Raw genomic sequence first — 21159 nt, 5'->3', positions numbered from 1 at the left:
TCACTAAAATCTATGTTTTTTTACTTTTGAATCGCACCTCTAACCAAAATCACTGTACTTTCAACACCAGAGGCGATCGCTTCGGGAATATTACCTTGAATCGCTTGCTGTAGCAATCCCTCGCGGGAAGCTCCCAAAACTACAACGTCGTAACCTTCGGTTTCCACTAGGTTAATCACACCTTCGGCGACTGAATTAGCTTGCACCGGGAGAGCAATTACAGTATTCGACAATTTACGGCGACGCATCAAACGGCGGATGGCTTGTTCTGAAATTGACATATCTGGCTTGAGTTCAGATGGCTTAAACACCTGTGTCAGGCGAATTTTCGGATCGTTTCCCAATGTAATTAAAGCCGGTAGCAATTTAATTGCTAGTGGGGAATTGGGACCACCAGCCACTGGAACTAGCCAACGGTTAAAGGAGTGCTGAGTGCTGAGTTCTGTTAGCGGAAGCGGGGCGTTTAGCCCGTGCTGAGTGGGGAGTTTTGAGTGGGGAGTAGTGCCTAATTTTACTAATACGACTTCGCAGGTGGCTTGGCGAATTATGGTGTCAACAACGCTACCAAAAATCCTACCAGGGGTAGATGTGTTACCTTTCCATCCCATTAAAATTAGGTCGATGTGTTGTTCGTTGATTGTCTCCAAAATTGCCTGCGCCACATCGTGGGTAACTCGAATCTGCGTGTGCAAAGGAATTTTCCACTTTTTTGCTAAGACTTCTGCCTGTCGTAACAAACGGCGGCTTTTTGCCGTTCTTACCTGTGTTTCTGATGGGGAACTGTGGCGGGGTATCAGCATCACTTGCACGCAATCTATTTCATAATGGCGATCGCGGGCAATAGCTGCTGCCATTTGTAATAAAACACCTGCTGTTTCGGGATTAGCTACGGGTACTAATAATCTACCTCTACCAGTGCTGGGCGATCGCGTCTGGTAAACTATGTATGAAGGTTCTGGTCGCAGTTTCGGTGTGGCATTTTCACCATTGAGATGATCTGCTTCCGCCCGAATAATATCTGCACGGGTAATAATCCCAATCAGTTTTCGTCTATCTACCACCGGTAAGCGACTGATTTGATGGCGATCGAGTAAATATAGTACATTACTTAAAGTGTGAATTGGTGATACTGTCATCGGCACAGATGTCATAATTTCTTTTAAGAAAATATCGGCTAAATTGCGATCGCGAAATGTGTGGTTTGTACTCTCGCGGATTTTTAACAAATCTGATTGCGTTACAATCCCCACTAACTTGCTATCTTCTACCACAGGGAAACCGCGATGATGGGAACGAGCAAAAGCTTGCATTGCTTCTTCTAAGCTCATCTCTGCATCTAGAGTTTCTACCCGTTTTTGCATCACATCTTTTGCAGTTAACTTGGTTAATGCTCCTTCCATCGCAACTTCTTTGGTGAGAGTAATCCCTTTTAACTCCAAAAGTTTTTCATAAAGCGAACCAGGCATTACCTTATCCGCAACCAGGTAAGCAGCGACAGAAACAATCATCAAAGGTAGTACCAAGTTGAAATCTGTCGTCATCTCAAAGACAATCACAATCGCTGTGATTGGCACTTTCGAGACAGCACTAAAAAATCCACCCATACCCGCTAGGGCGTAGGTAGTAGGAGAACCAACTCCGGTGATATATAACTCAGATACACCGATGATGTGTCCTAAGCAAGAACCTAAAATCAGACTGGGAGAGAATAATCCCCCCGGCGCACCCGAACCAAATGCAATCAGTGTGAGGATAAACTGGGCCGCAAAGGCGATCGCGGCAACGCTAGGATGAGAATCTCCAGTAATTAATGACTCCCGCAATCCTGTATTATCACGGAAAGATGGAGGGAGCATAGCCACGACAACACCAGAGATAAATCCAGCTAAAGCCACCCGCCAGGGTAAGCTGATGTGTAATCTTCGATAAAATTTAATACTAAATATAATACCGCGATTAAACAATGCACCAAACAAGCCTGCCAAAATACCTAACAGGATGAAAAAGGGAATTTCTGGGATGGAGAATTGGCTGGAAGATTTTACTAATTGCAAGTTAAGGTCAAGAGAGCCACCACCCAAAAGTCGGGATATCACTCCACCAATAAAGGAGGCGATAATGGCAGTTCCGAGAGTCAATCCTGATAAATCTTGGAGTAATTCTTCAACGATAAATAATACACCTGCGATCGGGGCATTGAAAGCAGCAGCCAAACCGGCACCTGCACCAGCTGCAATCATCTGCCGTCGATGATCTGGAGAAGTGGGAACCCAACGACTCATCCCTGCTGCCAAACCTGCCCCCACTTGGACAGTAGGGCCTTGCCGTCCTAGAGTCATGCCAGAACCGATGGCGATGATGGCACTGAGTAACTTCACACCTGCTACCCGCCAAGATAATGTCACAGGCACATTGGCCAGAGATGCTTTGACTTGTGGAATACCGCTACCAGAAGCCTCTGGTGCTAATCTATCCACCAACCATCCAGCCAGAAATCCCAGGACAAGACCAATTGCAGGTAGTACCAGCCATGTCGGCAAAAGGTGGGTAGTATGCACTCGCCATGTCCCCAGCCATCCCGATCCGACTTTCAGGAATACCGCAGATAGGGCAGCAACCAGACCGATAATACAGGCTTCGGCGATCGCTAAACCTCTTCTAGGCTGCCACCAGGTGCGAAAACGCTGATTCATACCAGTTTTGGATTTGAGATTTTGGACTTTCCTGCAAAACGCTACGCGTAGCTTGCCTCCCCAGAGGGGTACGACTTCTCTACGAGACGCATTCGCGAACGCTCAGTCGAACGATTTTTGATGACAAATCTTAACTAAAAAGCTGTTCGGTGGAATCTTCAGAAGATGTTTAAAAGTCGTTGGCAAAATATAATTCGCTACCACACAAGCATTGTCCCCACTTACGAATTACTGTCTTCGTAGCGGGGCGTAGCCCATTACGAATTACGAATTACGAATTACGAATTATTTAATTGCTTCTTCCCGTAGTAGATAGCCCTTCTACGATCAGAGACGGAGTATAACAAGAACCATTCCAATCAACATCGCTGCCTAGTGTAACCAATTGCTTCAGGGCTGTGTAAACATTACCTGCAACCATCGTATCCTTAACGCGCCCAATTACTTGACCATTTTGGACGCGGTAGCCTAAATCAACGTTGATCGAAAAATCTCCAGAAATACTGCCGCCACCACCCAACATTTGATCGACAATCAAGCCATCATCTAGTTGTTGAATCAAATCTGGTAGCGATGCCGATCCGGGCTGGATGAGAAAATTAAATAAACCAGGGGTAGGATAGCTACCTAAACCAGGGCGAAAACCATTTCCAGTGGTATTAGTACCTAGTTGGGAGCCAGTAGTGCGATCGCTATAGAAATGCTGTAAAATCCCATTTTGGATAAATACTAGAGATTGAGTCGGAGTGCCTTCATCATCAAAAGGGCAACTGTAAGGACCAGCTTCAGGATCTTGGTAGATGGTGAGACTAGGTGCAACTACTTCCTTACCCAAACGTTCTGCCCAAGGTGAAGCTGCTTCTAAAACTCGCTTGCCATTCAAAGCGGCTTGTACAGTACCCCAAAGCATATCGGCGGCTTTAGAAGTGAATAAAATCGGGACACGACCAATAGGAGGTGAAATATTTTCACTAGACCAAATTAACCGTTGTAAAATTTGGTTAGCTAATCTCTGTGAGTCGAGTTCCCCCCGATTGGTTTGACCATCAGCAACACTTAAAAAATCATCACCACGCACCCATTCTGCTGATATATAGCAGCTGAGGGTAGTGTCTGTATAATGACAATCTAAACCTTTGGTGTTGACTAGTCTGGTGGTTTCAATATCACATTCCCAGTCACCATTGCATACAACATCGGGATAGGCATCACGGATGAGTGCGATCGCTTCTTTGCCCCAGTCCACCAAAACCTCTATCGGGAAACTTTCTCCTAAATTGGGGTAGTCAGGCTGAAAGTTAGAGCCTAATTCGACAATTTCCGGTTGATTTAGTTGACTCAAAGCCAGAGCTTTTTCCACCATTACTTCGGCTAAGACAGAACCGTAAGCCACCGTCAGTCCCGGACGCCCATTTCGCCAAAGCCGTAGTGCTGTGCCTTCAGATTGGTTAGTTTCTAGCTGTTTGAGTCGGTTTGCCTCAAAAAACACGGGACGAGAAAGCGATCGCGATTGATACACTTCAGCAGCTTCTGCTCCAGATTTTATAGCTAGTTCCAGCAACTGTTCGGCTAGTGTATCTTGTGACAAATTTTCAGAACCCATGACCCTTAGTGAATTGTGGATTTTGAACCGCATATCAACGCTATCTTTTGAGAAGTGCGATGTCTACGACGGGCTACGCCTACGCACCTTCCAGTGATGAACGCAGATAACTATCCAAAAATCATCAGTGTTTCTTTACAGTTACGATTGGAAACCGCAGATCGACACTGATGGACGCAGTTAATTATCCCAAATCATTGTCATGTCTCAACGGATCTTAGCGATCACTATTTTCAGTTATTATCGCTGTTTACCGCTATAGAAACTTTTTTGACCATACTTAGGCCGTTCTATCGGGCTTTCAGTTATATCCATCACAAAAGTTTTCGGAGTTTGTGACAGAATCAATAAGAACTTTTTTCCTTCTAAACGAAACCTCATAGAACTAATCAACGCGCTTTCTATGAGATGTACTGTACGACATACAGTTGATTCAGATACCTGTCAATCATGAGCTATGTGGAAGTAAGTTCGATATCCCTCGGAGGCGGAACGTCCCCGGCTTCGCTCCAATACTATAAGCAAATACAAAACTTGGTCTTGCAAACTGGTTTGTTTGGAAAACTACGTGTTTCTTTTGTAATGATAGTATCTTGGATTAGTTTAACTATCAAAGTAAATTTAAATAAGTCTTTATACTCTGTACAATATTCATTTATGATTGCTACTATTGGGTGGGTATATCTTGCCAAATGCTTTATAATTTGTAATTCTACATCCATTACTCTACCTACTTTGTAGAGTTTTATCTTTCAATTCCTTTTATCAAAAATACTCGGAAAGTGACAAAAGAGGGAGAATCCAAAATGGTATGAGCATTATTGGAGAAAATTTTAAGACTTTCAACTACCTTTTAATCTCGAATAATTCTCATCAGCATCCTTAGAAATTTTCTTCAGAAAAAATGCAGCCGCATCAAAGCTAAATCCACACGCAGCAGTTGGAAAACCTAAGTTCGGTTCACCCAATAAAGCTATAGAAAAACCTACAATGTTCATAGATACACCCAAACTGTATAAACTCAACATCGCTGTCTTTACAATTTTATTTTTTCTTCTATTTAAAATATTTTTCTCTATTGTTGTGAATGCTTTTATACTCTGTATAAAAGCATTCAAGTTTAAAGGTTTACCTTTTTCATACCAATTATCACTATCAATAATATAAAATTGAATATCTTGTTTTACAGGTTTCAAGCAAAATGTATAGATACGTAATTCCGAAATAATAACTAAATCAATATTATTCACATTAACATTTTTATTTTTTAACTGATTAAAACTTTCATCAATTTTTCTAGCTAAATCAGATACAAACAATTCAGTCAAAGACCAATTATCTTTTAATTCTCTTGCATCTACACGAGCAAAGCCTATTGCATTGTCATGATACTTTATTTGAAAATGCAAGTTATGTGTCTTAATAGCAATTTTTTCTAAAATATTATCAGTACTAGTGTTTTTTTCGCTGACTTCAAGGGAAAGTTTAATAAGGTCTTTAACTGGCTTGGCTAGCCAAATTTTAAAATTTTGATCAATCTTAATTTCTTCCTGCTTTAATTCGGCATATTTGGTATTTTCTTCTTTCAGAATTTCACAAGTTAGATGCTTAATTTGATCAGACAATTGGGAGGGTAAAACTTGATAATTAATGTCATACATAATTTACACACTATTCGTTCTAAATTGCCATGTATACTTCCAAATTAACTTTGGATTATCTGAATATTGAGATAGAGCTTCATAGTTCAAAAAACCAGATCCTTTCTGACTAGATGGGTCATTTACACGAACAAACTGTTTATCATTAAATATTTCATAACCTTTGATAACAACAACGTGTCCATTTGTTACATCATCCATGTAAGCAATTTGTATTGGTCTAAGTTGATCTATCGTTTCTCTAATATCAGCGAATGTAACCGTTCTGTCATCAGGGTTTTCACTATTTATCAATTGACATATAACATTATGCTTACCATATAAATAACTAAAATCATCTAAAGAACACGAAATATTACAACTTTCCCCATTTCTATCAATGCTACAACACTTGGGTCCAAATATGTTACGAAAAAATCGGTTGATCAAATTACGGTCATATAATAAATGTATCAATTCACATTGACTGCTAACTCTTCTTAAAGAATTACCTCTATTCTCCTGATTTAAAGAATTACCTAAATAATTTACAATCATCAAGATACACGCCGCCCAGCACCATCGTTGTTTTTCCTGTTTAATCAGATTTATGGGTAAAGTGTTATTTCTTCTACTTGGATTTGCGGTGCTTGACACTGTTCTTGTCATATCTATTACTTTCAACTCATTTTTAAATTGTCAGCATTTCAAAGTAATTAATTACTTTAATTCAGTGCTAACTCCTACTACAGCCCCAAATACTACAAGACTGTTAAGAATAGCTATACCAATCCCTAAAAACCATTCGTGATAAAGGGGCGATGGTTTTTCTTCTTTTAAATTAGATATAGCTATCAAAATGCCAAGGATAATACAAGTACAAAAGGGTAGCCATATACTTTTTGTCGATGAAATTGGAAGTTGCTGCAAAGACTCCCAGGAACCTTTCACTAATGCAACTAAGACTGGAAACGTTAATGACTTCTCGTTTGTAAAAATTGATACTTTAGGTGTGGTGGGTTGATCCTCATCTGATAATCTTTGACCAAACCTTGGTTTCAATGAGATCATGGTTAATTTTGCCAGCCAGTTTGTCATATTTTTTGTGGGGATACTTAAATCTTAAAAAGAAGTGTAGCACATATTACATTACTAATACTTTTGAAAGTATGTTGTACTTTTTTCAACTTACCTATAGTATCAAAATACTCTAAAAGTAGAAAGTGAATATCATTCCTGTGTAGTATGAGACTTTTTTTAATAAATTTGTTTAAATAAAAATCAGGGCAAGCGCATCTTGCCAATAATAAATCCCTAATATCAATAAAAGCCTATGTAATCGCATTAAGTGCCACTTATTGATAATCATTTAAGCGTTCGCTATTAGCCTGTAGAAATCAACCAAACTATAAATCCTTATTCTAGAGGCTGACCATTAAATGTAAATTTTGTCAATAGCATTTAAGATACACTTACTCTGAAACAAAAATTGACTTTCAAAAATGAACCAGTGTTTTTTAATTTAAATTAAAAGTTATTCCTCTGACTAGATAAATAACTGGCGTTTAAACTAAATTCTATTTTTCAGGCTATAACCTTTGTGTAGTCAGCATTGTAGATTTCCAACTCAAAACAGTATCATAACTGTTAAAAGCCTGCCCAGGATATGACTTTTCACATCCTGTGAAAAGTTAGATTTTAGATTAATCCCATAGCTTCGTGTTGGGACATGGGAGGTCATTAGCCCTGTTCTGTCACTTTGGGAGAAGCCAATGCCTGAAAGCCTTTAAGAGCTTTATTTTTCAGATTTTGGCTATAAATTTTAGTTTCTGTTAGAAAAGAAAAGCTCAAAACTTTATCAAATCAAAGTTTCAGAGTTTCGCTCTGATTATTGTTTTCCGAAAGTGACAAAACAGGGTTAGTCATTCTCCTTCCACTCCCGACTCCCCATTTTCAAAGATTCACCTCTTGCAACAGCCAAAAACCAGCAAAAACTTCTGCTTTAGGATCGGACTGTACGCCGATAAAATGTACTCCATTCGCTTTTTGCTTGGCTGCTTCAAAACCTTTAGCTTCCGCTAAAATTTGAGGTTTTTTGATATTTGCCACAATCCAACTTTCAGTTACACCAGTTTCTAAAAGCAATCTCGCCTCTTCGCTGGCGTCAAATCTTAAGAAAGCCAACTCCAAACCAGACATCCAGCCAGCCAAGGGCAACGCTCTTGATGAGAAAATCAAAATACCAGGAATACGAGCTTCAGGTGAAACTTTCGCCAACTCTAAAGGGAAAGCTTCACCAAAACCGATTTCCCACTCTGGCATATCAGCAAAATCCGCAGCATCTAAGGTAACAAATACCCACTGTTGTCCTTCTAAAGCATCTGGTAAACGTTGTGGCAAAGGTTTCTCTAAGCGGACTGAGGGATTAGTCCCCTCTTGATACCCTGTCTCTTGAGGATACACTTCTTCCATCCGCTGTTCTAACCATTGGTTGAGAACCAAAGTGCGGCGGCTAGGCTGGGCGGGAATACCCAAATCTTGGCAAGCTTTAGTAATCATATTGTTCATTTGGCGGCGGAAAAAGCGGATTTTAATTGGTGCTTTTCCAGCTTGGTTAATAGCCTCCTGCAATGCTGTCCGCAACCAGCCCGAATTTACCTGGGTACTGGGACAATATTGAGCATAGCGAAACAAAGAGTCTACTTTTGCGCCGATATCCAAGGGGCTTTCGCAGACTAAGACTTCCCAAACTTTTTTTTGATTAGCGTCCAAAATCGGACGGGAGTAAAAATCGATTTCCCAAATACTGCCCATGTTTTGCGGTAAAAATCTGGCTGTTATGTTTTTCTGATATCTCGATCATACGAGTGTTGGGGCAGCAGGGGAATAAGACAATACAGTTCGGGTTTTGGGGGAAAGGGAAAAGGGTAAAGGGTGAATTCAAACCTTTCCCCTTTACATCTTCCCCTTTTCTCAAACCACAAGGGAGGTGAAGAATCCTTATCTGAACCGTATTGGGGAATAAGAGAGTGGAGAGTGGGGAGTCGGGTCAAGGGGGATGAACGAGTCTTTGAGGTGGATAATATAAATACTAAGCATGTCAGACCTAGAGGTTTTATGTCCCTGACGCTTTAAAAGTTGGAAAAAATGCAACAACAGTACAGTACCTCAGCGCTCGTATGGAATTAGCCAAGAGTAATTAGGATAATGCTAAAAGACATTTCAGAGGTAGATGGATGCAACTAGAAGATTATTTTGAGTTTTTAGACCCAGATGACATCCGTATCAAAGGGCATCGCATTGGTATTGATAATGTAATTCAATATTACTTGCAAGGATATTCACCAGAGCAAATTTTAGAAGAATTACCTTCCCTGAATTTGGAGAAAATTTACGCTACGCTTACCTACTATCTGCATAATCGTGTTGAAATAGATGCTTATATGTTGCGGCTAGCAAAGTGGCGAGAACAGCGCTATCAAGAATCATTAGCTAATCCTTCAACTTTGATGCAACGTTTAAGAGTATTAAAGGCGCAACGCGAGCAGGAGTTGCTAAACTCTTGGTGAAGGTGCGTTTTCTCATTGATGAAAATTTGTCGCCCAAACTGAAGATAGCTGTTTTGCGCTTCAATCCAGCAATAGATGTTCTGCGCGTAGGCGATGCCGAAGCACCACCATTAGGTACGCTTGACCCAGATATCCTGCGCTACCTGGAATTATCCCAACGAATATTAGTTACAGACAACCGCAAAAGTATGCCCCAACATCTGGAAGAACACTGGGGAAATGGAGGACATATTTGGGGACTAGTTTGGTTGCGTTCGAGTGGGAACCTGAGTATTTGGGCAGAAACAATTTATTTGATTTGGGAAACGACTGAGGCAGAAGAGTGGATTGATAGATTGGATTCCACTTTAAAAAAATTTGGCGTTGTTAAATTGAAAGTATCTCCCTCATTTTCCACGGTCGATCCAAACGCCTCTGAGTCCAGCTGCTTTAGCTCCGTGGTAATCTTCTACAATGCTATCGCCGATATGCCACGCCGCCTCTGGGGAACATTTATGTTTATCTAAGGCAATGGCAAAAATTTGCGGGTCGGGTTTAGCTGCGCGTACCTGCGTAGAAATGGTGACGGAGGAAAAAAACTCTCTCAATCCCAAACTTTGCAATACTGAGTAAATCCGAGAATCAAAATTGGACAGCACCCCCAAGCTAACTCCCAACCGCCGCCAGTTGATTAAAGCTGGTAAAACATCGGGATAGACAAACCACGGTTCGCCAGTGCCAAAGTGAATGTAAAGTTCGCTAAAAAAAGCCGAAAAGTCAGAAAATTCCTTGAGAACACCTGCCCTTTCAAAAGTGTTCAGAGCAATTATCCGCCACCAATCAAACTCACGCTGGGGAATATCTTGCAGTTCTGCATCTGGAAATATCGGCGGCGGCGCTGTTTTAAAGCTTTGGATGAAAGCTGTATTCAATGTTTCGCCTGAAACTGTAACGCCAAATTCCTGGGCGATCTGACTATAAACTTCGCCCACACTACCTTTGACATCGAAGAGTGTACCCACAGCATCTAAAAAAATAACTTTCGGTTGTTCCATTAAAGTTTGAAAATTTTGAATGTTGAATTTTAGATTTTGGCTTGTTCAAAGCTTCTGTGGGTCGAGTCTAGCATCTGCTAAGTAGATTGGCGGAAATAAAACAAATCATCGTAAACATCTTGGTTTTTACCAATGCCCAATGACGGCAGTTGACGGTAGTTGCTCCACTTGGGGAGACCCCAAAACCTCACTGCCTCCCCAATGCCCAATTTCCAATTCCCAACCTTGAAAGTTACCGAGAAAGTGTTTCTATAATCGGACGGAATAGCCAATTAAAACCAACTTTTAGCTGATGGTCTAAAGTTGGCAATCTATATAAATAAGCAGCACGGCGAGCGATGTATGCTAAGGGACCATCTAGTTTAATTCCCAAACCACTGAGAGTAGCGTTGTCTATTCCTAGCGCCATCATCTCTCCTAACTGTTGGTAGTGGAAGGGAAGGAGGGGGCGATTAGTCAGAGTTGCCCAGATATTCCAAGCAGTATAATCAGCTTGTTGAAAAGCCGCTTGTGCCGTAGCAGGGACTTGCTGCCCTTCAGCATCATGGCAGTCTGCTAAATCTCCCAAGGCAAAGATTTCTGGACGATCGAGGACTTGCAGATTGGATGTAGTAATGATTTGGCCGCGCTGATTTTGCTTGAGAGGAAGAGATTTCACTACGGGCGCAACCTTAGTTCCTACAGTCCAAATTACCAAATCCACAGGAATCGTGTCTAACTGGTTTTTGTACTCTAGGGAAATGCAATTTTGCTCGATTGATTCGACTTTGGTTTCTAAGTCAATAAATACACCACGGGCATCTAATGCTTTCTTTGCTGCTTCCCGATTAAACTCTGGGGAAGTTCGCAAAATTTGGTCGGCGATTTCAACGATCCGAAAGCGTCCTCTTTGGCCTAGTCTGTCAGCTAACTTACAAGCTAACTCTACACCACTGTAGCCAGCCCCAACGATCGCTACCCGAATTTTATCAGCATCGGATTCTTCTAAAAATCGCAGGCGTTCTTCTAAACGATAAGCATCAGAGATGGTGCGGAATGTGTAGGCGTAAGCTGCCGCACCAGGAACTAAATCTAGCGGTGTCTCACCTCCTAGCGCCAGCACCAATCGGTCATAAGGGATTTCCGGGCCTTCTTGGATATTTACCCGTTGCTGGTCGATGTCAATTCCAGACACAACGCCTTGATAAAAACGCACCCCTGTGCCTTGTAAAAGTTCTTCAAAGGGTGGGGCAATTTCCCAGGTTTGCAGTTCGCCAGTGAGTAATTCGTAAAGTAAAGGAGAGAATAGGAAGCGATCGCTTTGATCTATTAGAACAATTTCGGGTTTTTGCGTAGATTCCCAAGGTAATTGGCTTAACCGCAAGGCTGTGTAGAGACCACCAAAGCCTCCACCAAGGATACAAATTCTAGAAGTTTGTTCAGTCATCTATTCTATGTTATGGAACAATCAATATTAATTAGGCAACTAACTTCAGGGTAACTGAAAGTTTAGGTTTCAAAACCCTCCATTTGTATGAATGGTTTTAACATCGCTAACTCAACACTGCTTTGGTGAGAAAATTGGCCAGCTTGCAATCTAACAATTGGATAAACTTGTTGGAAAACATTAAGGTTTTATTTCCATGAGTTGGTTTTTTTTCGACGCTAGGAGTTTTCTTGGCACTAATATTGCTTAAAAGTTAGTGTATCGAACTTACTGTGCTATTTCATACTCAACCACGACTTAGATGGATTTCAATTCGTTCCAGTAAGTCTCTGAAGCGAAATGGCTTGGTAATACAGTCATTGGCTCTATTTTTGAGTACGATCGCTCGTTTGCGAGCGTCTTTACGAGCTGTGATGATATTAATGGGTAGCGTCTGTCCCTGTCTACGAATTTCCCTTTATTAGCAAGGACTAATTGCCGCGATTGGTATTAGGTTCGTAAGCGATAACCCATCCCTCTAACGGTTTCAATGATGTTGCTGCCTAGTTTCTTGCGGAGATAACCAACATAGACATCAACAATATTAGAACCTGGATTATAATCGTACCCCCAAACGAAATCTAGGAGTTGTTCTCGACTAATAACTTGTCCGGGATAACGACAAAACATTTCTGCCATTGTAAATTCACGGGCAGGTAATTCTACAAAGCGATCGCCTACTTTTACCCGTCGAGTCCGCAAATCGAGTACCACATTACCCGCTGTGAGGATAAACTCTGGGGTATCTCTCACTAACCTAGCAGCTCGCAAACGCAACTTTACCCGCGCCAGAAGTTCTTCAAATCGGAAAGGTTTGGTGACATAATCATCCGCACCTCCTTCTAGTCCAGCGACTTTATCGTGAATGTCACTCCGAGCCGAGAGAATAATTACAGGTAAATCTTCTCCCTGTCCCCGCAGTTCTTCCAATACCTGAAAGCCATCTTTTCTAGGCAATCCCAAATCCAAAATTAGTAAGTCAAAAGCCCCACTGTGGACAACATCCACCACATGCAGTCCGTCGGCAACTATTGTCGTTGTAAAACCTTGCGATCGCAATCCTTTCTCAATAAATGAGGCAATGCGGGGTTCATCTTCAGCGATGAGAATGTTGGGCATAAGCACTCATTTCTTGCGGGGAATCGAGGGGTAAAACGATACTAAACATTGAACCTTTTCCTAGTTGACTTTGAAGCAATACCTGTCCATCATGCGCCTGTGCGATCGCTCGGACAATTGACAGCCCCAATCCCGCACCCTCGGAACGACGACGACTGTTATGAGTTCGAGCAAAACGTTCAAAAATCCGTCTTCGATCGATAAGGGGAATGCCTTCGCCTGTATCGCTTACCCAGAAACGTACTTTTCCTTTAGCGATCGCAGAACCTATGGAAATAGTATCATTCTTTTCAGTATGCTGAGTCGCATTCTGGGCTAAATTCATTACAGCCTCAGTAATTCTCTGGCGATCGACTATAATCTGACCTTTTGCTACCGCATCTATTTGCCAGTCCCGCTCTGCCAGTGCCTGGGCTTTGGCAAATAACTCTTGGGTTAACTCGGCTACATTCACCGTCGCTAACTGCAAAAAATCTAAGCGTTCTGCCTTTGCCAGCAAAATCATGTCATCCACCAGACGACTCATTCGGTCTAATTCTCCGATAACCAGTGCCAAGGTTTCCTGTTGCTCTTGAGGGTCATCTCCCATCAGTTCCAAATGTCCGCGAATTATGGTAATGGGAGTCCTGAGTTCATGCCCAGCATCGTTGACAAATTCTCGCTGGGTGGCAAAAGCTGCCTCTAGTCTGTCCATCATTTCGTTGAATGTCGTTGCTAGTTCTGCCAGTTCTCCCTTACCTCGCGTAGGTAAGCGCTGGGTTAAATCTGACTCACTAATTGCATGGGCAGTGGTGGTAATTGTCCGTAGGGGAGCTAGCACTCGTCCCGCCGCCAACCACGCCAAAAAGAATGACACTACAAACACTAAACTAGAAACTTCAATAATTACGGAAACTGCTTCTAGTGTCTCTGCTCGCTCACCATCTGTATTATGGGCAACAACAAAAACACCTCGCGTTTTTCCATTAATTTTAATCGCTTCCACCATGTAAAGGATTTTACTGAGATCGGGGTCGGAAAATTCTTTTTCTCCCTGTTCTGGTTTAGTTTGTTTTGCCCACCGTTGCATGAGTGGTGAGTCTTTGGCAAGTGGTTTGGGACGCGCTCTAGGGCTAGACTTATAAAATTCACCATCAACAAAGGTGATGAAATAAGAATCATCCTCTGGTAGTCGATATAACAGATAAGCTCTGAAAAGCTTAATCAAATCTTCTTTGGAAGTGGGAGGAGCAATTTGTTTTTTTCCAGCCAGCAACCATTTCAATTGCTCCGGGCCAATTACTACGTCTTCTGGATCGTCCTCAGTCCGCGCATCCTCTGTAGCAAAGGTTTCACCTTTAATTAAGGCATTGAAAGCCGCCATATCTTCTACCATATCTTGACGAACCCGCTCATCAATGCGGTGGTAGAGCTTATAGCGAAACGCCGGAATGGCGATGAGAAATGTTATCCCCAAAATCAGCAAGTACCAGAGCAAAATCCGGGTGCGTGCTTCTTTAAATACTTGCTGCCAACCCGAAAACAGTTTTGTTATTTTAATCCCAAACCTGCGATCGCGGCGATGATTGGTGATGCTGCTCATTTTTACCCCTCCCCATTTGAGACAGTTTATCGCAATTGGGGATCGTGGGCTGGAGACTGGGAATGGTTGGCGATTCAAAGGTGGATGAACGAGATTCTAACTCTGCTTCATCCCCAATCCCCAATCCATAATTTCCACTCACTGAGACAACCGCCAAATCTTAATCGTGTTATCTTCACTACCGCTAACAAGGGTTTTGCCATCAGGAGTGAAGGTAACAGATGTGACGGTGTTGGTGTGCCCTGCTAATGTGAGAATTTCTTCTCCTGTAGCTGTATTCCACAGTTTGATAGTGCGATCGCGGCTACCACTAGCAACAATTTTACCATCGGGACTGAAGGCTACGGATGTGACAGTATTGCTATGTCCTGCTAAGGTGCGAAGTTCTCTTCCCGTAGCTAAATTCCAAAGTTTAATGGTGCGTAGGCGTAGCCCGTCGTAGACATCGCGGCTAGCACTGGCTAAAGTTTTACCATTTGGGCTAATAGCCACAGTTGTCACTGTTTGAGAATTTCCTTCTAGTGTGCGGATTGGGTATCCCTTTGCTAGATTCCAGATTTTGATCGTCTTGTCAAAACTGCCACTGGCCAGAATCACACCATTAGGACTAATAGCCACTGACCGCACCCAGAATGTATGCCCTGCTAGTGTCCGAATTTGCTCTCCTGTTGCCAAATCCCAGATTTTAATCGTGTTGTCATCACTAGCACTAACTAGAGTCTCGCTATCAGCACTGATGGCTAGGGCATGAACTGAGTCAGAATGCCCTGTAAGAGTGCGAATTTGTTTTCGCGTTGCCAAATTCCAGATTTTAATCGTGTTGTCATCACTAGCACTAACCAGAAGTTTGCCATCTGGACTAATTACTACGACATTCACCTGCTGAAAATGCCCCTTGAGTGAAGCGATTAGTTTTCCGGTTGCGAGATTCCAAAGTTTGATTGTGCCATTGTCGCCACTGCTGGCTATGGTTTTACCATCGGGACTAATGGCGACAGATAAAACTGAGTTTTCGTGTCCTTGGAGGGTGTTAGCTAAGGAAACCTTACCCAAGCTAATCTGACTCAAAATCGCATCATTTTTACTCGGACTATTTTGTTGAATCAACCTAGAGACTAAACTGGTTTGAATCCGGCGAAAATTTTTATACCAAGATTCGCTGAATCCAAATAACAGAATGAAAGCACTTACCAAGATTAAAATCCTCAGTAAGGGATAGCTTTTTGGTAAAACTGGTGCTTTAGTTGCTGGTAATTTCCCAGATGACTTACCCGCAGGTGGCAGTGCGAGGAGTTGTTTGGGAGTCAAGTCTCTCAGGACTTCTTCGGCTGACTGGTAACGTTCATGGATATCTTTTTTCAAAAGCTTGTCGATGACAAAATCCAACTCAGGATTTAACGGACTCCGCAAATATTCCCGCCAATTACTTACCCAGGCGTACCCAGATTCCATCCACAACTGAAACGGCGAATTTCCCGTTAGCAGATGAAAGCACGTAGCCCCCACACCGAACAAGTCGCTGGCGGGGAAAGCTTTCCCATCTCTAATTTGTTCTAGGGGAGAATAACCATGCGAACCAATGGATGTGCCAGATTTCTGCTGAACTTTGGCGGTAAATTGCTTTGAGGAGCCAAAATCAATTAGGCTTAATCGTCCATCATTTTTATTGCGGATAATATTTTCTGGCTTGATGTCTCGGTGAATAACTTTGCGATCGTGGATAAATTTTAGGATGGGTAGTAAATCTAACAAAATAGATTGAATGTCTCTAGCGTTATAAGCCTTGCGCTGTTGCAACTCCTTTAACAAATTATCTCCATTAATAAACTGCTGCACCAAATATAGGCAGCCGTCTTGCTCAAAATAAGCTATCAAAGTCGGAATTTGGGGATGTTCCCCCAGGTCTTGTAATCGCTGCGCTTCTTCGGCAAACAACTCCATCGCCTTTTTTTGCGACCAAGTTCCTTGGAATTTTGGAGCTAATTGCTTGATAACACAGCGTTCATTGAGTTTATCTACGTCTTCTGATAGATAGGTTCTGCCAAATCCCCCCTCATCTGAAAGGACTCGGATCACACGAAAGCGATTTCTTAAAAGTGACACCAGCGGGGTGCTACAACTTTGGCAAAACTTCTTTCCATTGGGATTCAGGGGATTTGAGCAATCGGGATTTAAGCAGCAGATCATGATCTGACAGGCGCGACTGCATGACAACTTAGGCTAAGTTTGTCCCGAACTTTCCCTTAAGATAATTGACTCTCGCTTACTTGTGGTAGATCAACCCTGTTCTGGGGATTGGGGAATTACTTATATAGTTAGCTTTTGTAAATAGTAGTCAGTCTTCCTCATCTGTGGAAAACTACGAGAGCCATAAGATTAATTATTCTATCGATTATATAATAATTTAAATAAAAATATTGGTAGGAACTTTTAAACATAGTAATTTTGCTTGTATCTTAGCAAGCGACAACTGACTAAGTAATGAATATAAACCCCGATCAATAAATCATTACTGACTATCAAATATAGTCAAAATGCTTACTAAATTTGTTTTAGCTATTTTAAATTGCCCATAATTAATTATTCATTTGATACCTCAACTAAAAAGGCTGCAACATACAGCAGATTTCAAGGAAAGTGCGATACACAAGCTAAGTCTGTTACCCAGGTATAAAGTATGTTTTACTCCTGTTAGCGCAGCGGGGCGTAGCCCATTCTGAATTCTGAATTTTGAATTCTGCTGTATGTTATCTTGTTTCCTTGAATCTTGCTCTTGCTCTCCATTTCCGAATGGCACTAGCAGTTCTAGCTACAGGTGGTATGTATACATCATAATTTTCGTGTTGTATAATTTCATGTTGTGTAATTTTATTTTGTGTAATTTCGTGTTGTGTAATACTTTTATTATTTAATTTTTGGGTAGTTAAACAGTTAGCCAAAGTAGGCAAATAACTTTCATTACTTAAAGCTTTCATCACTTCATCAGCAGTCTTAAATCGCTCCTCCAAGGTGATTTTCACCATTTTTCCTAAAATCTGGGCGAAACTGTTGCTGATATTTACCTGTTTTTGCCAAGATATTTCACCAGTGTTTGGGTCGTAGTCCAATTCTAAAGGACTTTTAGCAGTCAACATAAAAATGCAAGTTACACCCAGTGCATAAATATCACTGGCATAAACTGGACGTAAAGAAAACTGTTCTGGTGGTGCAAATCCCTTAGTACCGATAAAGTTGGTATTTGCAGCTTGATTGATTGAGTTTTCACAAGCATCAACTAATTTCTCTTTTACTGCACCAAAATCAATCAGCACTATGCGCCCATCATATTCACACCGCAATAAATTCTGAGGCTTAATATCCCGATGAATCACATGATGTTTATGAAGATACTGTAAGACAGGTAATAATTCCTGTAAGAACTGCTTAACCGAGGCTTCACTTTTGGGCCCAGTTTGCCGCACTTCTCGCGCCAAAGTCAAACCCGGCACATATTCTTGAATTAAAAAAAACTCTCCATTTGCCTGAAAGTAGTCTAATAACATAGGAATTTGCGAATGACTACCGAGTTGGCCCAAAATTCTTGCTTCTTTTTCAAAGCGCATACATGCCCTTTGCCAACTTTGAGGACTAGTCACTTTTGGACAAAGCTGTTTAATAACACACAGTGGCTTCCCAGGTAATACGGCATTTTTGGCTAAAAATGTTACACCAAAACCACCTCTACCTAAAATTTGCAGTATTTCATAGCGATCGCGAAATAGCCGTTTGGAACCACACATATGACTCAACTGAGTTTGTTGTGAAATGCTCTCTTGAGAATTCGTTATTTTTTGAGGAAAACGATTCATTAGTATAAAATATCTGCTCTTAAACGTCTCTAATTCTATGACAATTCTTTATTGGCAACAGTAAGATTACTGAATCTTTGCCAAATCCTCATTACTCTTCAAAAAGTAAAAATAAATTTTTGTAGAATTAGTCTTTTCACGGATGTGTGAAGAGCTAATTTGTAGTTTTGTAAAGGTGAAAGTCTGTTGCGTGGGTATTTATAAAAATTTTGTATGAAGATACACATAATAAAACCCCTCTAGTTTAGCAAAAGGGGACGGCGTAGCCGGAAGTAAAAATATGTAATTTTACACTTAGTACATTTATGATGTTTTTTTGACTATACAGCAGATTTTAAACTAGTTAGGTACACAACGATTCGTCTGTTACCCAGGTAGAAAGCGTATTTTACTTTTGAATTCTGCTGTCATACCAATTCACAAAAAATATGATACAGATGCGAACCATAAAACCTATGCTAATTCTCACTTTCTTAATTTTGAATTTTGAATACTTCGGCTACGCGGTAGTTGAATCTCGACTTCGCTCGATTAGCGCGCAGCCGAAACTCAGTACAAGTTTTGAATTTTGAATTGGTATCAGTCCCTAAGCTGGTGGAGTTTGTGAAGAGAAAATATCTGTGAGATTCTCCTCAACCAGCAAATCCGGTGTTTGCACAATAAATGGGAGTTCGGCTCCCACAAGACCTCTTTGGATGCGTTCTAAAGTCTCATTAAAAACGATAAACAGAGGATATACAGTATTAGCTCCCTCACTCAAAATATGACTGTGACGCAGAGGCATCAACCACTCATAATCATTGTCTAGATAAACTTGGGTTTGTCGCCAACGTCCTAACAAATCAGAAAAGTCTTCGTCAGCGCGATGAATAAAGACTAAAATTTCTGCTCCAGTTTTGATTTTCCACTCTGGATCGCACATCAAAATTGCCACATCACAGGGTAAGCAAATCGTTTGTAAGGCTGTTGTAGCAGGATTGCGAAGCCGAACAATTGGCAAAGGTATAGTGATGACACTTTCATCAGGACGGCGCAGACTGGGAATCATCTCCAAGTATGGCCGATATTGCTTTAGTAAGGCGATCGCAGCTAGATGATTGCTGTACTCTGCCAAACTCGCTTCGTACTGAGATTTTTGCACAGTCATAGTTTATTAAATAGTGAGGAGTAGAGACGCGATTAATGAGCCAGCGCGTTGCGGGGGTTCCCACGGCAGTCGCTCATGGGGGGAACCCCCAAGACCGCGCTGCCTCCCCGTTGTAGCGACTGGCGTCGCGTCTGTACAGGAGTTAAGAATAAAATTAATTAGCGAGCGGCTAAAAGTTAGAAATAAAAAATTTTAATTCCTAACTCATAACTTCTAACTCTTAACTATTAATCCTTTATCCCAGCTTTTCAAATACTGCAAACATAGGCAAATACATCGCTAGCAAAATGGTTCCCACCATTCCCCCTAGAACCACAATCATCACCGGTTCTAAAATACTGGTCATTGCTTTTACTGCTTGCTCGACTTCATCTTCATAGAAATCGGCAACTTTCATCAACATTCCATCTAATTCTCCAGTTTCTTCTCCGATACTAATCATCTGAATTGCCATAGCCGGAAAAACGGCATCTTTTTGTAAAGCAATGCTAATCATGCCTCCTTGTTGAATCTCCATCCGGGCTGCGTCTATGGCATTGGCAATCACTTGGTTTCCTGATGTATCTCGGACAATTTCTAAGCAAGTTAAAATTGGTACACCTGAACGAGTCAAAGAACCAAAAGTCCGGCTAAAACGGGCAACTGAAGATTTTTGAATTAAGTCACCAAACAATGGCATCTTCAGGGAAAAACGATCGATTGTGATCCGACCAACAGGAGTTTTAGAGTATTGTGTAAAGGCAAATTTCAGTCCGATAAGAGCAGCAAGAAGAACTAAAGCACCCGGACTTCTCAGAAATTTACTAGCATCCATCAAGAATTGCGTTAGAGGTGGTAATGTGATTCCAAGTTGTACAAAAATTGTGGCAAAAATCGGAATCAGAAAAATAGTCATACCAAGAAAAATAGCAACTGCGATAAAACCCACGACCGTTGGATAAGACAGTGCTGATTTAATTTGGTTTTGTAAACGGGCAACATCTTCTAACAACTTGGCTAAACGATTCAATACTTCGTCTAGAACACCACCAACTTCGCCAGCTTGAATCATGCTTACATATAATCCATCAAAACAGTCAGGATGCTTCCGCATTGCCTCTGAAAGATTCATTCCGCTTTGAACATCGGTACTAATTTCCACAAGGGCTTGTTTCAGTTTAGTATTACTACACTGGTCGGAAAGCACCCCCAAACTTCTAACGATCGCAACTCCCGCATTCATCAAAACGGCAAATTGACGCGAAAAAACGGCTTTGTCTTTCACAGAAACCTTAACTAAGGAATTCTGGAAATTTTTCAAGGCAACATCTGGCTGAAATCCCTGAGATTGCTTGAGTTCTTGGATTACAAAACCTTGATCTCTAAGATTAGTACGAGCTTGTACCAAGGATTCAGCAACAATTTTTTCTGTTCGAGATTTTCCTTGCGAATCCCGAACACGGGCAACGAAGTTTGGCAT

The 21159-nt window shown here is 41.5% G+C and carries 18 protein-coding genes and 1 pseudogene; 2 read left to right on the top strand and 17 right to left on the bottom strand.

What is annotated here, in order from left to right; all coding sequences use genetic code 11:
- Positions 1-20: 20 nt before the first annotated feature.
- The 7 genes and pseudogenes from NSTC731_RS29070 to NSTC731_RS29040 all read right to left on the bottom strand — a co-directional run bounded on the left by NSTC731_RS29070 (position 21) and on the right by NSTC731_RS29040 (position 8750).
- A complete protein-coding gene (locus NSTC731_RS29070; protein WP_445627979.1) occupies positions 21-2693 on the bottom strand; it encodes a chloride channel protein in 2673 nt (890 codons plus the stop codon).
- 289 nt (positions 2694-2982) lie between these two features.
- Positions 2983-4296: a TldD/PmbA family protein gene (locus NSTC731_RS29065; RefSeq protein WP_445627978.1), complete on the bottom strand. Its 1314-nt coding sequence runs from the start codon at positions 4294-4296 to the stop codon at positions 2983-2985.
- A 243-nt stretch (positions 4297-4539) separates the two neighbouring features.
- Positions 4540-4773 (bottom strand): annotated as a pseudogene (locus NSTC731_RS29060) (transposase family protein); the annotation flags it as partial.
- Positions 4774-5138: 365 nt separating this feature from the next.
- Positions 5139-5957: a hypothetical protein gene (locus tag NSTC731_RS29055; protein WP_445627977.1), complete on the bottom strand. Its 819-nt coding sequence runs from the start codon at positions 5955-5957 to the stop codon at positions 5139-5141.
- A gap of 3 nt (positions 5958-5960) precedes the next feature.
- Positions 5961-6605: a C39 family peptidase gene (locus NSTC731_RS29050; protein ID WP_445627976.1), complete on the bottom strand. Its 645-nt coding sequence runs from the start codon at positions 6603-6605 to the stop codon at positions 5961-5963.
- Positions 6606-6656: 51 nt separating this feature from the next.
- Positions 6657-7034: a hypothetical protein gene (locus NSTC731_RS29045; protein ID WP_445627975.1), complete on the bottom strand. Its 378-nt coding sequence runs from the start codon at positions 7032-7034 to the stop codon at positions 6657-6659.
- An 855-nt stretch (positions 7035-7889) separates the two neighbouring features.
- On the bottom strand, positions 7890-8750 hold the full coding sequence (locus tag NSTC731_RS29040) for a Tab2/Atab2 family RNA-binding protein (RefSeq protein WP_445627974.1): 861 nt from the start codon (positions 8748-8750) through the stop codon (positions 7890-7892).
- A 422-nt stretch (positions 8751-9172) separates the two neighbouring features.
- Between NSTC731_RS29040 and NSTC731_RS29035 the strand changes: the two genes are divergently transcribed.
- Together NSTC731_RS29035 and NSTC731_RS29030 are read left to right on the top strand one after the other, a co-directional pair.
- Positions 9173-9505 (top strand): DUF433 domain-containing protein, encoded by a 333-nt coding sequence (locus tag NSTC731_RS29035; RefSeq protein WP_445627973.1) that lies wholly within the window; start codon positions 9173-9175, stop codon positions 9503-9505.
- Positions 9502-10011, top strand: a complete 510-nt coding sequence (locus tag NSTC731_RS29030; protein WP_445627972.1) for a hypothetical protein — start codon at positions 9502-9504, stop codon at positions 10009-10011. The genes NSTC731_RS29035 and NSTC731_RS29030 overlap by 4 nt, the downstream gene beginning before the upstream one ends.
- Here the strand turns inward: NSTC731_RS29030 and NSTC731_RS29025 are convergent.
- The 10 genes from NSTC731_RS29025 to NSTC731_RS28980 all read right to left on the bottom strand — a co-directional run bounded on the left by NSTC731_RS29025 (position 9892) and on the right by NSTC731_RS28980 (position 21159).
- Positions 9892-10539, bottom strand: a complete 648-nt coding sequence (locus NSTC731_RS29025; protein WP_445627971.1) for an HAD-IA family hydrolase — start codon at positions 10537-10539, stop codon at positions 9892-9894. The two genes, NSTC731_RS29030 and NSTC731_RS29025, sit on opposite strands and share 120 nt — an antisense overlap.
- A gap of 232 nt (positions 10540-10771) precedes the next feature.
- Positions 10772-11965 (bottom strand): NAD(P)/FAD-dependent oxidoreductase, encoded by a 1194-nt coding sequence (locus NSTC731_RS29020; protein WP_445627970.1) that lies wholly within the window; start codon positions 11963-11965, stop codon positions 10772-10774.
- A gap of 286 nt (positions 11966-12251) precedes the next feature.
- Positions 12252-12416: a response regulator gene (locus NSTC731_RS29015; protein ID WP_445632198.1), complete on the bottom strand. Its 165-nt coding sequence runs from the start codon at positions 12414-12416 to the stop codon at positions 12252-12254.
- A gap of 38 nt (positions 12417-12454) precedes the next feature.
- Positions 12455-13123 (bottom strand): response regulator transcription factor, encoded by a 669-nt coding sequence (locus NSTC731_RS29010; RefSeq protein ID WP_445627969.1) that lies wholly within the window; start codon positions 13121-13123, stop codon positions 12455-12457.
- Positions 13101-14705, bottom strand: coding sequence for a sensor histidine kinase (locus NSTC731_RS29005; RefSeq protein ID WP_445627968.1), 1605 nt, complete (start codon positions 14703-14705; stop codon positions 13101-13103). The genes NSTC731_RS29010 and NSTC731_RS29005 overlap by 23 nt, the downstream gene beginning before the upstream one ends.
- A complete protein-coding gene (locus NSTC731_RS29000; RefSeq protein ID WP_445627967.1) occupies positions 14659-14847 on the bottom strand; it encodes a hypothetical protein in 189 nt (62 codons plus the stop codon). The genes NSTC731_RS29005 and NSTC731_RS29000 overlap by 47 nt, the downstream gene beginning before the upstream one ends.
- A complete protein-coding gene (locus NSTC731_RS28995) occupies positions 14844-16892 on the bottom strand; it encodes a protein kinase domain-containing protein (RefSeq protein WP_445627966.1) in 2049 nt (682 codons plus the stop codon). Before NSTC731_RS28995 ends, NSTC731_RS29000 begins: the two co-directional genes overlap by 4 nt.
- Before the next feature lie 560 nt (positions 16893-17452).
- A complete protein-coding gene (locus NSTC731_RS28990; protein WP_445627965.1) occupies positions 17453-18553 on the bottom strand; it encodes a protein kinase domain-containing protein in 1101 nt (366 codons plus the stop codon).
- A gap of 586 nt (positions 18554-19139) precedes the next feature.
- On the bottom strand, positions 19140-19700 hold the full coding sequence (locus NSTC731_RS28985) for a hypothetical protein (protein WP_445627964.1): 561 nt from the start codon (positions 19698-19700) through the stop codon (positions 19140-19142).
- 235 nt (positions 19701-19935) lie between these two features.
- Positions 19936-21159, bottom strand: a complete 1224-nt coding sequence (locus NSTC731_RS28980) for a type II secretion system F family protein (protein WP_445627963.1) — start codon at positions 21157-21159, stop codon at positions 19936-19938.

Source organism: Nostoc sp. DSM 114167, from assembly GCF_052692655.1.
Note: the sequence above shows the minus strand (reverse complement) of the source record. Positions and strands in the feature narration are given on the sequence as shown.

Coding starts and splice junctions, on each gene's coding strand:
- NSTC731_RS28995 (WP_445627966.1), bottom strand. CDS start 16,892: ATGATCTGCTGCTTAAATCCCGATTGCTCAAATCCCCTGAATCCCAAT.
- NSTC731_RS29035 (WP_445627973.1), top strand. CDS start 9,173: ATGCAACTAGAAGATTATTTTGAGTTTTTAGACCCAGATGACATCCGT.
- NSTC731_RS28980 (WP_445627963.1), bottom strand. CDS start 21,159: ATGCCAAACTTCGTTGCCCGTGTTCGGGATTCGCAAGGAAAATCTCGA.
- NSTC731_RS29010 (WP_445627969.1), bottom strand. CDS start 13,123: ATGCCCAACATTCTCATCGCTGAAGATGAACCCCGCATTGCCTCATTT.
- NSTC731_RS29020 (WP_445627970.1), bottom strand. CDS start 11,965: ATGACTGAACAAACTTCTAGAATTTGTATCCTTGGTGGAGGCTTTGGT.
- NSTC731_RS29005 (WP_445627968.1), bottom strand. CDS start 14,705: ATGAGCAGCATCACCAATCATCGCCGCGATCGCAGGTTTGGGATTAAA.
- NSTC731_RS29045 (WP_445627975.1), bottom strand. CDS start 7,034: ATGACAAACTGGCTGGCAAAATTAACCATGATCTCATTGAAACCAAGG.
- NSTC731_RS29055 (WP_445627977.1), bottom strand. CDS start 5,957: ATGTATGACATTAATTATCAAGTTTTACCCTCCCAATTGTCTGATCAA.
- NSTC731_RS29040 (WP_445627974.1), bottom strand. CDS start 8,750: ATGGGCAGTATTTGGGAAATCGATTTTTACTCCCGTCCGATTTTGGAC.
- NSTC731_RS29025 (WP_445627971.1), bottom strand. CDS start 10,539: ATGGAACAACCGAAAGTTATTTTTTTAGATGCTGTGGGTACACTCTTC.
- NSTC731_RS29065 (WP_445627978.1), bottom strand. CDS start 4,296: ATGGGTTCTGAAAATTTGTCACAAGATACACTAGCCGAACAGTTGCTG.
- NSTC731_RS29050 (WP_445627976.1), bottom strand. CDS start 6,605: ATGACAAGAACAGTGTCAAGCACCGCAAATCCAAGTAGAAGAAATAAC.
- NSTC731_RS28990 (WP_445627965.1), bottom strand. CDS start 18,553: ATGAATCGTTTTCCTCAAAAAATAACGAATTCTCAAGAGAGCATTTCA.
- NSTC731_RS29070 (WP_445627979.1), bottom strand. CDS start 2,693: ATGAATCAGCGTTTTCGCACCTGGTGGCAGCCTAGAAGAGGTTTAGCG.
- NSTC731_RS28985 (WP_445627964.1), bottom strand. CDS start 19,700: ATGACTGTGCAAAAATCTCAGTACGAAGCGAGTTTGGCAGAGTACAGC.